Origin of the sequence: Pontibacillus yanchengensis Y32, from assembly GCF_000770635.1 — a bacterium.
Taxonomy (GTDB): domain Bacteria; phylum Bacillota; class Bacilli; order Bacillales; family BH030062; genus Pontibacillus; species Pontibacillus yanchengensis.
Window position 1 is genome coordinate 22,424 of sequence record NZ_AVBF01000040.1, and the last position, 14,570, is coordinate 36,993.

Consider the following 14,570-nt stretch of genomic DNA (forward strand, 5'->3'; position numbering starts at 1 on the left):
GTGAAAATCACTGACTTATTAAAGCAGGACACAATGATTTTGGAATTAGAAGCAGAGAAAAAACCTGAAATTATTGATGAACTTGCTGACAAATTAGACGAAGCTGGGCGTTTACATGACAAAGAGGAATTTAAGAAAGCTATCTTAGCTAGAGAAGAACAAGGGACAACTGGTATTGGTGAAGGTGTAGCTATCCCACACGCTAAAACGGCAGCTGTTAAAGAGCCTGCTATTGCGTTTGCGCGTAAAAAAGATGGTGCCGATTATGAGTCATTAGACGGACAACCAACGTATCTTTTCTTCATGATTGCAGCATCGGAAGGCGCGGACCAAGCTCACCTTGAAACATTATCTAGCTTATCTACATTACTAATGGACGAAAGCTTCCGCGAAAAATTACTTCAAGCAAACTCCCGAGAGGAAATTGCAAAGCTAATTGATGAGAAGGAATCGGACAATAAAGAAGACCAAGAAGAAGAGGAAGCACAACAAGCTTCTCAACAAGAATCAAATGAAGGCGACTTCGTTGTTGCTGTTACTGCTTGTGCTACCGGAATCGCTCATACGTACATGGCAGCCGATAAATTAAAAGAAACTGCTAAAGAAATGGGCGTCAACATCAAGGTAGAAACAAATGGTTCCAGTGGTGTGAAGAATAAATTAACCCAAGATGATATCGATCGTGCGAAAGGTGTTATTGTAGCATCTGATATCTCAGTTGAAACAAATCGTTTTAAAGGAAAGCACGTTATTCAAACACCAGTAGCTAAAGGTATCCATGAACCGAAGAAGCTAATTGAACAAGCTGTTAATCAAGATGCTCCTGTTTTTGAAGGAGAAGATGACAGCGAAGGTGAAGGCAGTTCTATGGGTGGAGGAGAAAAGACCGGCTTCTACAAACACCTAATGAATGGTGTTTCCAACATGCTACCATTCGTTGTTGGTGGTGGAATCCTAATCGCTCTATCCTTCTTATGGGGAATTGAATCTGAAAATCAACTTGCTCAATGGTTAAGTACAATTGGCGGAGGTAAAGCCTTCTTCCTAATGGTTCCAGTACTTGCCGGCTTTATCGCCCAAAGTATTGCAGGTCGTCCAGGACTCGCACCAGGAATGGTCGGTGGTTTAATTGCAACGACGACAGCCACGGAAAATGCTAGTGGTGGTTCAGGATTTCTTGGTGGTTTGATTGCAGGTTTCTTAGCTGGTTATGTTGTACTTCTTATTCAACAAGCTCTGAAGAACTTACCTGACTCAATCGATGGCTTAAAGCCCGTGTTATTCTATCCTGTATTCGGCCTACTGATTACCGGATTAATTATGATTACTATTAATCCAGTTCTTGTTTCTGTTTATACCTTCATCCAAGATTGGCTTGAAGGATTAGGTTCCGCCGGTATTATTGTTGGATTAATCATAGGTGGTATGATGGCTGTTGACATGGGTGGACCAGTGAACAAAGCCGCATACACATTTGGTCTCGCTACACTTGACGCTGGTAACTATGCCCCAATCGCAGCTGCCATGGCAGGCGGTATGGTGCCTCCATTAGGTATGGCACTTGCTACTTCTATTTTCAAAAATAAATTTACTAATCAAGAAAAAGAAACAGGAAAAACAGCTTACGCTATGGGTGCTTCCTTTATTACAGAAGGTGCTATCCCATTCGCAGCTGCAGACCCTGGTCGTGTTATTCCAGCATCCGTTATTGGTTCTGCCATAACAGGTGGTTTAGTTTACCTATTTGGCCTTGAGTTATTAGCTCCACACGGTGGAATTTTCGTAATTGGAACGGTACAAAGTGAAATGATAGCTAAACCTCTTGCTATTCTATTCTACGCTCTTGCTGTTATTGTTGGCGCAATTATTACAGCAATTATTGCAGGTTTCTTGAAAAAACCTATCGAAAACAGGTAAAGTATATAGTTGAATGAACTAAAATTTATTTTAACTTTTGAGGAGGTACTCTGTATGGTAGAACAAACAATGAAAATCACATCCGAAGACGGCGTACACGCACGTCCCGCTACAGTACTAGTACAAACTGCTGGTGCTTATAAAGCTGAAGTATCACTAGAATATAACGAAAAATCCGTTAACCTAAAATCCATCATGGGTATTATGTCGCTTGGTATTCCTTCCGGTGCAGATGTTAAACTAAAAGCTGAAGGCTCAGACGAAGAAGAAGCACTACAAGCCATCGTCGACACAGTGAAAAAAGAAAATCTGGGGGAATAATTGATGAGTAGCATTAAAGGTATTGCGGCTTCCAACGGTATTGCCATCGCTAAGGCATACCGTATGGAAGTCCCAGATCTTTCTTATGACAAGAAAGATGTAGATAATCCGGACAAAGAAGTAGAACGTTTCCACGAAGCGCTTGATACTTCTAAGCAAGAGCTTGAAAAGATTAAAAATCACGCATTGGAATCACTTGGGGAAGAAAAAGCAGAAATTTTCTCTGCCCACCTTCTTGTATTAAGTGATCCAGAGCTAATTCAACCTATCACAGATAAAATTAAAAACGAAAACGTGAATGCTGAATCTGCTCTAGATGAAACAGCAAACATGTTCATCGATATGTTCAAAAACATGGACAACGAATACATGCGTGAACGCGCAGCTGACATTCAGGACGTTACAAAACGTGTTATGGCTCACCTTCTTGGTGTAACCTTCCCTGATCCAGCTTTAATTGATGAAGAAGTTGTCATTGTTGCAGAAGACCTAACGCCTTCTGATACAGCACAGCTGAACAAAGACTTCGTTAAAGGATTTACAACGGACATTGGCGGCCGCACATCCCACTCCGCTATCATGGCCCGTTCTCTTGAAATCCCTGCAGTTGTAGGTACAAAAGAAGTAACAGACACCATCAATAAAGGCGACATGGTAATCGTAGACGGAATTGATGGCGAAGTGATTGTACACCCTACTGATGAACAAATTGAAACATTCAAGCAAAAACAAGCTCGCTTTGAAGAAAAGAAAGAAGAATGGGCGAAGCTTAAAGACGAGGCTACTGTAACATCTGATAACCAACACGTAGAACTTGTTTCTAACATCGGTACTCCTGATGATGTTGCTGGTGTCTTAAACAATGGTGGCGAAGGTGTTGGCCTGTACCGTACAGAGTTCCTATACATGGGTAAAAGTCAGCTACCAACCGAAGAAGAACAGTTTGAAGCATATAAGTCTGTTCTTAGCCAAATGAAAGACAAGCCTGTAGTTGTTCGTACACTGGATATTGGTGGCGACAAAGAGCTAGACTACTTAGATCTACCAGACGAAATGAACCCATTCCTAGGATTCCGTGCCATTCGTCTATGTCTAGAACGTGATGATATTTTCCGTACACAGCTACGCGCGCTACTACGTGCAAGCGTATATGGTAACCTAAAAATCATGTTCCCGATGATTGCTACACTAGATGAATTCCGTCAGGCAAAATCCATCCTTGATGAAGAAAAGCAAAACCTTCAAAACGAGGGTACGGACGTATCTGACAAAATTGAAGTGGGCATCATGGTTGAAATCCCTGCAACAGCAGTAATGGCTAAACAATTTGCTAAAGAAGTGGATTTCTTCAGTATCGGAACAAACGACTTGATTCAATATACAATGGCTGCAGACCGTATGAACGAGCGCGTGTCTTATCTTTACCAGCCATATAACCCAGCTATCTTAAACCTAATCAACAATGTGATTGAAGCATCCCACGCAGAAGGCAAATGGACTGGCATGTGTGGCGAAATGGCTGGAGACGAGATTGCAATCCCAATTCTATTAGGACTAGGATTAGATGAATTCAGCATGAGTTCCACATCCATCCTACCAGCAAGAACACAAATCCTAAGCCTATCAAAAGAAGAGATGGCTTCCTACAAAGATGAAATCCTATCCATGGGAACATCTGAAGAGGTTGTTGAATTTGTGAAATCAAAAGCAGCATTGCAATAAATCCTAAAAAAGGTGAAGCTCTCAATCGAGAGCTTCACCTTTTTCATGTTCATCATAGTACCAATTTAGATACTCATTCTGGCTACGTTTCCACTGAATCGCACCCATAAGGATTCCGCCGAGTACACCTGCGACAGCATTTCCAACAAAAGATCCTATTGTGTACTCATTTTCTAAAAAGAATGAAATAGCTATAAAGGGGACGGAATACAAAAGTGTGTTTTCAGTAATATATCGGACTTTTCCTTTCTCCCGAGTGTACTCCCACTTTCTCATTTCCCTGTCTTTTACATCTTCTTGTGGTTTACGAATATCTTTTAATACTATTGGTATTGTCACAAACAATAGAGTGGCTAATATATATGCTTCAAACGGGGCAAACATAGTATCTGTTAAACCAAACCAAATACACAAGATGGCTACCACAAACATAACACCTGCAAATAGAATCTCTGATTTATGCTCCCGCCATGCTGTCCTCATTGTCTCCCCCTATCTTTATTTAAATCTTCCGTAAATGTATCTCATCAATTAAGTGATCCCCGTCCTTATGCAAAATCAAGTCAGCGCGAGATTTGGTAGGCAAAATATTTTCGTAAAGATTTTTCAAGTTGATACGTCCCCAAATATCTTTAGCTGTATCAGAAGCTTCGTCATTAGATAAATCCGCATACTTATGAAAATAGGACCGTTCATCCTGGAAGGCTGTATCACGTAATTTCATAAATCGATTCACATACCATTTTTCTAACGCATCCTCATCTGCATCAATATAGATGCTAAAATCAAAGAAATCCGAAACGAAGGTTTGTGGTGTTTTCTTCTTACGTTTAGGCGTCTGTAGTACATTAACTCCTTCTACGATAACGATATCCGGATCATGAAACACCTGCTCCTCATCCTGCAACACATCATACGTTAAGTGGGAATACAATGGCGCTCTTACTTCTGATTTACCAGATTTCAAGTCCCCTAGCACCTTCATCAGTTTTTTGATGTCATAGCTCTCCGGAAACCCTTTTCGATTCATAATCCCTCTTTGTTCCAAAACCTCATTAGGGTAAAGAAACCCGTCCGTTGTTAAAATATCTACATTCGGATGGCTATTCCATTGTGACAATAGCGCCTTGATAATTCTAGATATCGTACTTTTCCCTACAGCGACACTACCAGCAATGCCAATGATAAACGGAACTTTCTTTGTTTGCTGACCAATAAATGTATCCGTGACAGTATGTAATTGTTGATAAGCTGTGGTATATAAATTGATCAATCGGCTTAACGGTAAGTATATATCTGATGCTTCATCTAATGTAATGTGATCTTGAACCCCCATTAAGGAGTGAAGCTGATGTTCTGTTAACGTCATCGGAACGTTGTTTCGTAACTCTGACCATTCTTCCTTATTGAATGTAATGTATGGCGAATATGTATTATTCTTCATAATGTACCTCTTTTTCGGGATTGTTTATTATTGTCTTACTATCGTGAACCAGCTCTTCTCCTACAACAACTGCATAAGCTACAGTTGATTGCATTAAATGGAGGTGCTAGTTTCATGCATTATAATCCAATGTACCAACAATATCCAAACTATTCAACACATCGTAACCAACTATTGAAGAATAAAAGCGTAAGGCGTTTATGACACAAGGTGATGCTATGCTAACGGAAATATAGTCTCTTATTCTTCGATTTGAAGGCTATTTTGCATTCGTAACGGACATTCAGTTCGCTATTCAGCCAAAAACACCTTTATGTAGTGTGTTTTTTCACAAATAAGGTACTATATGTCCCTTAGGCTCTCCAAAAGAGGGTTTTTTCTTAAAATAAGAGATTATATGTCCGTCAAAAAAGTTGTCCTACGTATTGCGGATACCGGTAACAACATCTCAGGGTTACCCTAACCAATAATTATCTCGAATCCAAGTCTCCAAAATTTTGCTCCTTATCTTGATATGAAGCTATTTTAATCCCTAAATCAACAGCAAACTTTAACACCCTGAACAAAAGCGCAAGCGCCAGGTTAGCTACGTATATGCTGAGGCCCGCACGACGTGGGTTGGTTCGATGTTGCTGCGTGATGCTGCGATCTTAATCGAACTTCCCCTGATTCCGTAGGAGATAAAGGCAACACGAAGAACGTAGTGATTCGATGTTAACTTATCGTACGGAGGCGAGGGAAGCATACTAGTCGCTGGGCACTGGATCTAGACACGTATGCGCCAGTAATTTATTCTTTCTTTACCTTTAAATAAAAAAAGAATCCTGCTCACAAACACTATGTGACAGGATTCTTTCTTTTCTTCTATGTAACTTTAAGAACGAGACAAGATCTCAGAAATTGCATTTTCTAATTGAGGATATAAAAACGTAAATCCGTTTTTCCTAGCTTTATCAGGCAGAACATATTGTCCTTCAATAATGAATTCACTCATTTCTCCGAACATAAGACGCAACATCCACTTATTTGCAGGAAACCAATAAGGGCGATGAAGCTTTTGGGCAACCTTTCTCCCGAACTCATCCATTTTTACTGGATTCGGTGCTGTGATATTAACAGGGCCGGAGATAGAGGGCGTGTCGATGATATGGTGGAACATTCTCACGAGATCGTATAAATGGATCCAGGATAACCATTGTTCCCCCGAAGCTACGCGTCCTCCTACAAAATATTGATAAGGGGTCAGCATTTTTTGGAGAGCTCCACCATGGTGGTCCAATACTATTCCGATTCTAGCGGTTACCTTTCGAATCGAAGGCTCATTTAACATTAGAAATGTATTTTCCCAAATTTCACATACTTCACTTGGGAAACTATTAAGCAAAGGCAAGCTTTCATCTGTAAAGGTGCTCTGTTTAGAATACCCATAATAACCAATAGCTGATCCTTGTATGAAGATCTCCGGCTTATGTTTCATCCCTTGAATGATTTTGATCATCCGTCTTGTCGCTTCAATCCGACTTGTCAGGATACGCTCTTTCTTTTCCGGTGTCCATCTTCCTTCGTGAATCGGGTCACCAGCTAGATTGATGCATGCATCTAACGGCACATTTCGAAAATATGCAATCTCGCCAGCACTCTCCTTCATCCACTGTACGTATTGTACCCCAGCTTCTTTCCTTGTCTCTCCCCTTGTTAACACAAATACGGTATGACCTTGCTGAACAAAATAACGTACGACTGCCTTTCCTATAAATCCCGTTCCACCACTAATTAATATGTTCACAAATGTCACCTCTGTTCTTTCTCTCCAAACCATTTTCCTTTAAGATGGAAAATGAGGTGAAAACCATGTCAGAAAAACGGCTTACGATATTTGGAATGTGTAGTTTTATTAGTTTTGTCATCTTAAAAATAACTTTAGATACCATGGATAGCTTGCAATATGTACAGATGCTGCTTGTTTTTGCATACGGAGTGTTGATTCCTCTTGGCTTACGCTTTGCCCATACGAGAAGGACGAAACTTTACCACGTATTGCTGAATCTCCACCCTGCGGCCCTCTTGTTCGCGATGGGAAGCTTTTTCGTTACACCCGGTATCCTATCTACTATCCTATCACTTCCATGGTTCCTTTTCACAGCACTTATTTCTTTATATGGCTTATGGTCTTTCCTTTATCATAAAATATGGACCCGCTTATACGAAACGGTTATCCATGCGGGAATGATATATATCGTGATTGGTGGAGGTTGGCTCGTATTACATAGAACCGGGATACCCATCTTACATTTTGACGATATTATCGTCCTGCTTACATCGATTCACTTTCATTATGCAGCTTTTGTTACACTCATAGCATTTGGGGTTATCGGCAGAGAGATGAACTTTCCGAATATTGAAATAAGCATTCTCTTTCAAGTCTTATCTATGTTTCTATTAGTAGGGCCTATATTTGTTGCCGTGGGAATTACCTTTGGAGCCGATTATCCATGGATAGAATTTATTGCCGTCACGGAATTCGTTGTCCCAATAGCCATCCTTTCCCTGTTATGCTTACTGTTTTTTGTACCAAAACTATCAAACATGCTTGCCAAAACCTTCATAACATTGGCTTGTCTGTCATTATTCGTATCTATGACATTTGCTTTCTTATATGGCTACGAAGGAATCGGGGATCTCCAATTCCTGCTTAATATTCCTTTAATGGTGTTCGTTCACGGTATGGTTAATGCATTTGGATTTTCTTTGTGTATGTTCTCCGGGCTTTATCTTTATTTATATAGGGAATGACTTCACGGTTGGTGGAGCGACCGCGGGTTTGGGCCGTCCCAGCCCGGATTGCCGCGCCTTGCGAGCGAGTTTTGTGATTCTGGAGCGAGTTTGTGAATTTAGGAGCAACTTTTCGATTTTTGGAGCGACTTCGGCCATTTTCCGAGCGACTTTTCCAAAATTGGAGCGACCCGCGGTTTCGGAGCCTGGCTCAGCACGCTTTCCGAACAGGTAATGTGTAAAAAAAGCATTAAATGACCCTAAGCCATTTAATGCTCATACCTACTCTAAACACCTCGTCTATTCCCCCACAGCAATGCATGGACCTGAGGAAGAACGCGAACATGATTTAGTTCACGGGAGTGCATAACTCTATCAATCAACCACTCATACTGATTCAGTAGATGAAGGGCTAGGTTTTGATCATCCGACTCATCTAATGCTTCATTTCCTACTTGCACGAAGAATGCTAGATTAGGGTAACGCTTGTGGACGTATTTGGCGTATTCTAAATCCTCCTCATTAAAAATAACGACCTTCAGACTTGTATGCGAAGTTCGTCCAGCTCCCTCTAACTTAGCGATGATACCATCCAGCACTTCCCAGTTTGTACTCATCCCAGAACTAGGTGGTTTTGGAGAGATGGTTAAGTCATCAATCGTGAGGAACCACTCCTGCCATTTACTTCCCTGCGTTTCAAGCGCAACTTCACAGCCCTTGTCATGCAAGCGGTCAATCAACTCATTCAAATGCTTTAATAAAGCAGGATTACCTCCAGAAATCGTAACGTGGTCAAAACAATCTCCACCATTCTTTTCTAATGCGTTGATTATCTCAGGTGCAGTGAGTTTTTGAATCTCATCCTTCGCACTTCCATCCCAAGTAAAGGCAGAATCGCACCAGGCGCAACTATAATCACATCCTGCCGTACGGACAAACATTGTTTTCCGTCCAACGACCATCCCTTCTCCCTGGATGGTGGGTCCGAAGATTTCAAGTACAGGAAACTTATTCACTTTCCATCCACTCCCGTCTCACTTCCGCAAAACTCGTTGGCGTTTCGTACAGTTTCACAAATTCAACTCTAGTTCCTTGGTAATCTTCATGACTAAGTGCCTCAGCCATTTTTTCATAAATCCAGACCACCATATTCTCAGCAGTTGTATTCATTGGTGGTAAGGTTTCATTCACATATTTATGATCGAGATGAATCTCAATTTGTTCTTTCCATATTTGTTTGATATCCCCAAAATCCATGACAATCCCGATGTCATTTACATAGCCACTTATACCAAACACAACGGTATAAGTGTGTCCATGAAGGTTTTTACATTTCCCATCGTACAAATGAAGGTGGTGAGCTGCATCAAACGTAAACTCTTTACTTACCATTACACGTTTATTGTGGTATTTCAGTTGAGAGCGATCGATGTCTTTATCGATTTTTTGTAAATCTTCTACAATGCGGAAACCATACTGATCCATTGCCATTATGCATTCGCTCCTTCACGTTGAGCTAGATACGTATTCAGGCCATTTTTTCGTAAAATACAAGATGGGCACTCCCCACATCCATCTCCACGGACACCATGATAGCAAGTTAGCGTTTTCTCTCTTACATAATCAAATGCACCTAGATCATCCGCTAGCTCCCAAGTCTGAGCTTTGTCCAACCACATCAATGGAGTATGAATCACAAACTCTGAATCCATTGATAAATTTAATGTCACATTCAACGACTTCACAAACATATCACGACAATCAGGATAACCACTAAAGTCGGTTTCGCACACACCTGTTATGATATGCTTCGCATCGATTTGATACCCTAAGATCGTTGCAAAGGATAGGAATAGCAGGTTACGTCCCGGAACAAACGTAGACGGCAACCCACCTTCTTCCCCATCATTCACTTCAATATCATCCCTGGTTAAGGCATTTGGAGCTAATTGACTTAATAAAGACATATCTAAATTTGTATGCTTTATGTTTAAGTCATCCACTATCTCCTTCGCCACTTCAACTTCTTCTGAATGACGTTGGTTATAATGAAACGTCACCGCTTCCACTTCATCAAAGTGCTTCATAGCCCAAAATAGACAAGTTGTACTATCTTGACCTCCACTAAACACGACAATGGCTTTATTGTTTTTCTGCATAAAAAAATTCCCCTTCCATCATTGAAAAAGAGAATTCTATCCACCCAAAACTATGTTGACCAAAAAAAAACTATACCTAAGGTACGGTATAGTGTCATATCCTTAGTTTTTTATAGAGGGTGTGAGCTAGAACCTCTCCTACGCTTTTGCGTAGACTTTTATTAGATTATATACTGTATCATATCATACTTCTCCATCATACTCATCCTCTTTATTGTTTCAGGATATTTTAAAAATTTTCTTAATTCGAGTCGTTTATTTCATTTAAAATTGATTTCGTGTTAACCTATTGTATTAGGATGAATGATGCATAGAGAAAAGGGTATTGTAGTAAGGAACCCTGGTTAGAAATCTTTGATGCTCATACTACGTACTAATTGCAAAAATAGGAAGGGGAATTTCCACATGTCTGAAGAAAACGAAAACATGAATAAAGATAGTATCATTGATGCAGCTTTTGTTAAAAAAGAGGAAAATGAAAGCGAAGAACCAAAAGTTAGCGAAGAAAATAAAGCTACCGTTGGAGACATCGTTTCTTTCCTAAAGGATGGCAAGGAAGTTGATGGCATCGTAACATCAGCTAAACTTGAAAATTCCGTTGTAGTCGATATGACAATCATGGAGAACTTCAAAGACCTAGGCATCGAACACGAAAAAACAGTTGTAGGTCATGGTAATTACACGCTTAAAGAACGCGGAAATCAATAATTAATAAGCATATACAAAAGGACTTGGATTCTCCTCCAAGTCTTTTTTTATACAGTTTAACAAACGATATTATTACCGGAACATTTGATTCCTACTAGATTTTTTCATCACTATCTTGTAATGTTCAATACCGGATGATAATATAATGATGTAGTAGTTACGCACTAATATTTTTTTACACCACTATTAAACATTAATCAGTACTGGTGGACATCGAGGTGATGGAATGAATCCACAATTTAAGAAAGGTATCTTAGAGCTTTGTGTGTTGGTCATTGTGAAGCAAAAGGATCAATATGGTTACGAGCTTGCCCAGAATTTAACGGAGAAAATAGCCATTGCAGAAGGGAGCCTCTACCCATTACTACGCAGACTTACAAAAGAGGACTATTTGCAAACATATATGGCTAAATCCACAGAAGGGCCTCCTAGAAAATACTATCGTTTAACCGATGAGGGCGAGCGATACATGGAGACTTTAATTCATGACTGGAATATCTTCCAGGAGAGCGTTAACCACTTAATTAAGGAGGTGTATGAGTCTTGACACATACGGAATATCTTAACCATTTAGAAAAACATTTACACCAATTACCCGAGCAAGAAAAGCAAGAGGTGCTAGCGGATTACCAAGAGCATTTTGAAATGGGGATGCTTGAAGGTAGAGAAGCCAGTGAAATTGCCAAGGATCTAGGTCACCCTAGGGACATTGCCAAAGAGGTGTACCTACAATTTCGCATTGAGAACGCAGAAACGAACAAGTCGATTACGAACCTTAGCCAAGCAATCTTATCAACGATGAGTCTCGGACTATTTAATTTAATTATTGTGTTAGGACCTGCGATTGCTTTGTTAGGAATCTATATCAGTTTGTGGGCAGCAGTATTTAGTCTTTATGTTGGAGCAATTGGTGTATTTTTTGTTACATCTTCATCAGGTGTACAGTTAATCCTCTTACAACTATTTTCAGCTATGGTTCTAGCTGGTCTAGGCATCATGTTAACTATTGGGCTAATAAAATTAGGCAACATGCTCTACCAATTATTTATGAAATACGTTAAATGGAATGTCAAAATCGTGAAAGGAGAAAATTACGTATGAAGAAACTCTTCTTAAGCGGGTTAATTATCTTTATGGTAGGGATTGGAGGCGTCATGTTAACGACAGTTCAAGGGAAGGTCTAAGCTTCTCCACAATATTTGGAGAACGACTATCTTTCGAAGACGAAAAGGTATTCGACAAAGATCAGGTTAAGCATATCAACATTAATGTGGCATCATCAGATGTGAACATTCTCCCTTCTGACAAGGATGAGATTTCCGTTCGCTATTATGGAAAAGCAGATAAAAACTCCATAGAAAATCGCTCCTTACAAGCAGACCTCTCTCAAGGCACGTTAGACATTCGCATTCATAACAAGAGAACTTTTTCCATCGGATTCACCTATGTAGATCAGCAAATGGATGTAATGATCCCTCAAGAAACCATAGAATCCTTAAACATTAATGGTGCTAGTAGCGATATTTTATTAAAATCTGTTCAAAGCGAAGAAGTGACATTCGACCTTGCCTCTGGGGATGTCCAATTAAATAATGTGGAGAGCAATCTATTCAACATTAATACGAGCTCTGGTTCCGTTGAAGGGGAAAATATTACCGGGGAAATGAGAGTAGAAACGAGTTCTGGCGACACTAATCTACACCTTGATACCATCCAATCCCCTTTAGATATATCTTCTTCTAGTGGAGATGTGCGCATTGAAGTCGCATCGGAACCAACGAATATGAAGCTTACTTATAGTAGTTCTTCAGGTGAAGCGGAAATCAACTTCCCTCTTCAATATGACTCATTAGATCGATCCAATATTCAAGCCACCATTGGCTCCGGAGATCCAGAGGTCACTATCCGAACAAGTTCTGGTGATTTAACTTTCAACCTGATAAATTAATACAACCTTGTTAAGAGCCTTTAGATAGGCTCTTTTTTTACTTTTATTGTATATATGCCTGATACTCGTCTATACACTTTCATCCTAATATCCATACAGTAACTATAAGTAAACTGTGGAAAAAGGAGATAAACGTGATGAAAAAATATGATTATGAATTGTGGACAGCATTACCTTATGCTGGCGAAGATCACCCACCCCGCAATCCAGAAACTCCTTTCTCTGGATCGTGGAACACTTATTATATAAGGCATAATGACGAAGGTGGGTTCTCCACTCCAAATGGTGAACCAATCACATTAGATATACGTCACCCAAACAAAATTAATTGGGATGCTCAATTAGAAAAAGTGAAACGAACGTTAGCTCATCTAACCCCTAAAGAAAAAGAAATAGCTTACTATTGGTCTAGAGGTCCTGCAACGAAACAATGGACACCTATAGCTGACATCCTTATTGATACGTATGGTGTAGAGGCTCCTCGGGCTGGAAGAATCTTAGCCGCGCTGCAAGCAGGAATCAATGACTCATTCGTAGTAGCATGGTATTTAAAATACAAGTGGCTTGTGGCACGGCCAAATCAATTGGATGATGAACTCGTTACAGTTATATGTACACCTAGACATCCATCCTACCCATCAGGTCATGCTGCGGTAGCCGGAACTGCTGAAGTAATCCTTAGCTACTTCTTCCCAGCCGAAAGACGTCGCCTCCATGAACTAGCAGAAGAATGCGCAAAATCAAGACTATATGCAGGCGTTCATTTCCCAATTGATAACGATGAAGGCTTAAGACTTGGAAGACAAATTGGCCATTTAGTAATAGAACAACTGCAAGATGACTACGACTCAGAAGGTAATCCTGTGGATGTTCATTATCGTGAAAATAGAAATGCCAACCTCCTCCCACCACCTTATAAACAAGCGATTCCTTATGATTTCAGTACCTCTTGTGACTCTTTAGTGGAAAATCAACAGTCAACTTACAATAAATCGAATAGCACTTCCCCTAAACCAAAATTATTTTTTTAATAGAGCAGTCCATTAAGGCTGCTTCTTTTTTTATTTAGGCTCTGTTAAAGTTTGGTGTTGATTTTGGAATCAACTATTCAAAATAGCCTCATTCAAGATAAGAAGCATAATCTGGAAGAATTGGATTCGAGATAATTTATATAATTACCATTACTAACTGGTCTAAAAAGATGGATGTTTCCGTTGCTTTCGTGAGAATAAAGGTGGCCGTGGAACAACTCGCGTCCTGCCGGCGAGCTGGCAAGCCTCCTCGAGCCCAAAAGGCGGGGCTCTGCGGGGTCTCGCCTACCTCTTTCTCCGGCGGGAGTCTCCTTGTTCCACGGCCACCTTTGCTGTTTTGGGAGGGACGGAAACATGGCCAAAAAAAGGAGTTTTAGGTTGTCGCTCCTAATTTTCAAAAGTCGCTCCTATATCTTAAATCTCGATCCTAAATTTCGAAAGTTGCTCCTGTTTTCCGATTCTCGCTCCGAAAGCAGAAAAGTCGCTCCAGAGCCCATATTTATGGCAAAAGGTCGCTACTACGCATAGCAAACTCGATCAATTTTATG

Annotated in this window: 15 protein-coding genes and 1 riboswitch; of the genes, 9 read left to right on the plus strand and 6 right to left on the minus strand. The window is 40.3% G+C overall.

The annotated features are described in order from the left end of the window. The 3 genes from N782_RS13845 to ptsP are packed head-to-tail and all read left to right on the plus strand — an operon-like array spanning nt 1 to nt 3,960. Nucleotides 1–1,917: a PTS fructose transporter subunit IIABC gene (locus N782_RS13845; RefSeq protein WP_036821224.1), complete on the plus strand. Its 1,917-nt coding sequence runs from the start codon at nt 1–3 to the stop codon at nt 1,915–1,917. Between the two features lie 54 nt (nt 1,918–1,971). Next, nucleotides 1,972–2,238 carry a phosphocarrier protein HPr gene (locus N782_RS13850; protein ID WP_036821227.1) on the plus strand — a complete coding sequence of 89 codons (267 nt, stop codon included), beginning with the start codon at nt 1,972–1,974 and terminating at the stop codon, nt 2,236–2,238. 3 nt (nt 2,239–2,241) lie between these two features. Beyond that, nucleotides 2,242–3,960: a phosphoenolpyruvate--protein phosphotransferase gene (gene ptsP / locus N782_RS13855; protein ID WP_036821231.1), complete on the plus strand. Its 1,719-nt coding sequence runs from the start codon at nt 2,242–2,244 to the stop codon at nt 3,958–3,960. 21 nt (nt 3,961–3,981) lie between these two features. Here ptsP and N782_RS13860 read toward each other — a convergent pair whose 3' ends face one another. The 3 genes from N782_RS13860 to N782_RS13870 all read right to left on the minus strand — a co-directional run bounded on the left by N782_RS13860 (nt 3,982) and on the right by N782_RS13870 (nt 7,223). Next, nucleotides 3,982–4,443, minus strand: coding sequence for a hypothetical protein (locus N782_RS13860; RefSeq protein ID WP_036821234.1), 462 nt, complete (start codon nt 4,441–4,443; stop codon nt 3,982–3,984). 19 nt (nt 4,444–4,462) lie between these two features. Beyond that, nucleotides 4,463–5,404, minus strand: a complete 942-nt coding sequence (gene coaA / locus N782_RS13865; RefSeq protein WP_036821237.1) for a type I pantothenate kinase — start codon at nt 5,402–5,404, stop codon at nt 4,463–4,465. Nucleotides 5,405–6,278: 874 nt separating this feature from the next. After that, nucleotides 6,279–7,223, minus strand: a complete 945-nt coding sequence (locus N782_RS13870; RefSeq protein WP_084103099.1) for a TIGR01777 family oxidoreductase — start codon at nt 7,221–7,223, stop codon at nt 6,279–6,281. Nucleotides 7,224–7,255: 32 nt separating this feature from the next. Between N782_RS13870 and N782_RS13875 the strand changes: the two genes are divergently transcribed. Next, nucleotides 7,256–8,197 carry a YndJ family protein gene (locus N782_RS13875; protein ID WP_036821240.1) on the plus strand — a complete coding sequence of 314 codons (942 nt, stop codon included), beginning with the start codon at nt 7,256–7,258 and terminating at the stop codon, nt 8,195–8,197. A 266-nt stretch (nt 8,198–8,463) separates the two neighbouring features. On the opposite strand, the gene queE is transcribed toward N782_RS13875, so the two are convergent. Genes queE through queC form a run of 3 tightly spaced genes read right to left on the minus strand, consistent with a single transcriptional unit; the run spans nt 8,464 to nt 10,335 of the window. Continuing rightward, nucleotides 8,464–9,192, minus strand: a complete 729-nt coding sequence (gene queE / locus N782_RS13880) for a 7-carboxy-7-deazaguanine synthase QueE (RefSeq protein WP_036821242.1) — start codon at nt 9,190–9,192, stop codon at nt 8,464–8,466. After that, the gene (gene queD / locus N782_RS13885) at nt 9,185–9,661 is read right to left on the minus strand and encodes a 6-carboxytetrahydropterin synthase QueD (protein ID WP_036821268.1); all 477 of its coding nucleotides are present in this window, start codon (nt 9,659–9,661) and stop codon (nt 9,185–9,187) included. The genes queE and queD overlap by 8 nt, the downstream gene beginning before the upstream one ends. Nucleotides 9,662–9,666: 5 nt before the next feature. Then, nucleotides 9,667–10,335: a 7-cyano-7-deazaguanine synthase QueC gene (gene queC, locus N782_RS13890; protein ID WP_036821244.1), complete on the minus strand. Its 669-nt coding sequence runs from the start codon at nt 10,333–10,335 to the stop codon at nt 9,667–9,669. Between the two features lie 96 nt (nt 10,336–10,431). Continuing rightward, nucleotides 10,432–10,477, minus strand: a riboswitch (PreQ1 riboswitch). Nucleotides 10,478–10,779: 302 nt separating this feature from the next. Between queC and N782_RS22110 the strand changes: the two genes are divergently transcribed. The 5 genes from N782_RS22110 to N782_RS13915 all read left to right on the plus strand — a co-directional run bounded on the left by N782_RS22110 (nt 10,780) and on the right by N782_RS13915 (nt 14,022). After that, nucleotides 10,780–11,043, plus strand: a complete 264-nt coding sequence (locus tag N782_RS22110; RefSeq protein ID WP_420805595.1) for a DUF2187 family protein — start codon at nt 10,780–10,782, stop codon at nt 11,041–11,043. A 226-nt stretch (nt 11,044–11,269) separates the two neighbouring features. Further along, entirely contained in the window at nt 11,270–11,590 is a 321-nt protein-coding gene (locus N782_RS13900) for a PadR family transcriptional regulator (protein ID WP_036821247.1), read from the plus strand. Beyond that, nucleotides 11,587–12,144: an HAAS signaling domain-containing protein gene (locus N782_RS13905; RefSeq protein WP_036821250.1), complete on the plus strand. Its 558-nt coding sequence runs from the start codon at nt 11,587–11,589 to the stop codon at nt 12,142–12,144. The genes N782_RS13900 and N782_RS13905 overlap by 4 nt, the downstream gene beginning before the upstream one ends. Before the next feature lie 157 nt (nt 12,145–12,301). Next, nucleotides 12,302–12,991, plus strand: a complete 690-nt coding sequence (locus N782_RS13910) for a DUF4097 family beta strand repeat-containing protein (protein WP_272913652.1) — start codon at nt 12,302–12,304, stop codon at nt 12,989–12,991. A 137-nt stretch (nt 12,992–13,128) separates the two neighbouring features. After that, nucleotides 13,129–14,022 carry a vanadium-dependent haloperoxidase gene (locus N782_RS13915; RefSeq protein WP_036821256.1) on the plus strand — a complete coding sequence of 298 codons (894 nt, stop codon included), beginning with the start codon at nt 13,129–13,131 and terminating at the stop codon, nt 14,020–14,022. Nucleotides 14,023–14,570: the final 548 nt, after the last annotated feature.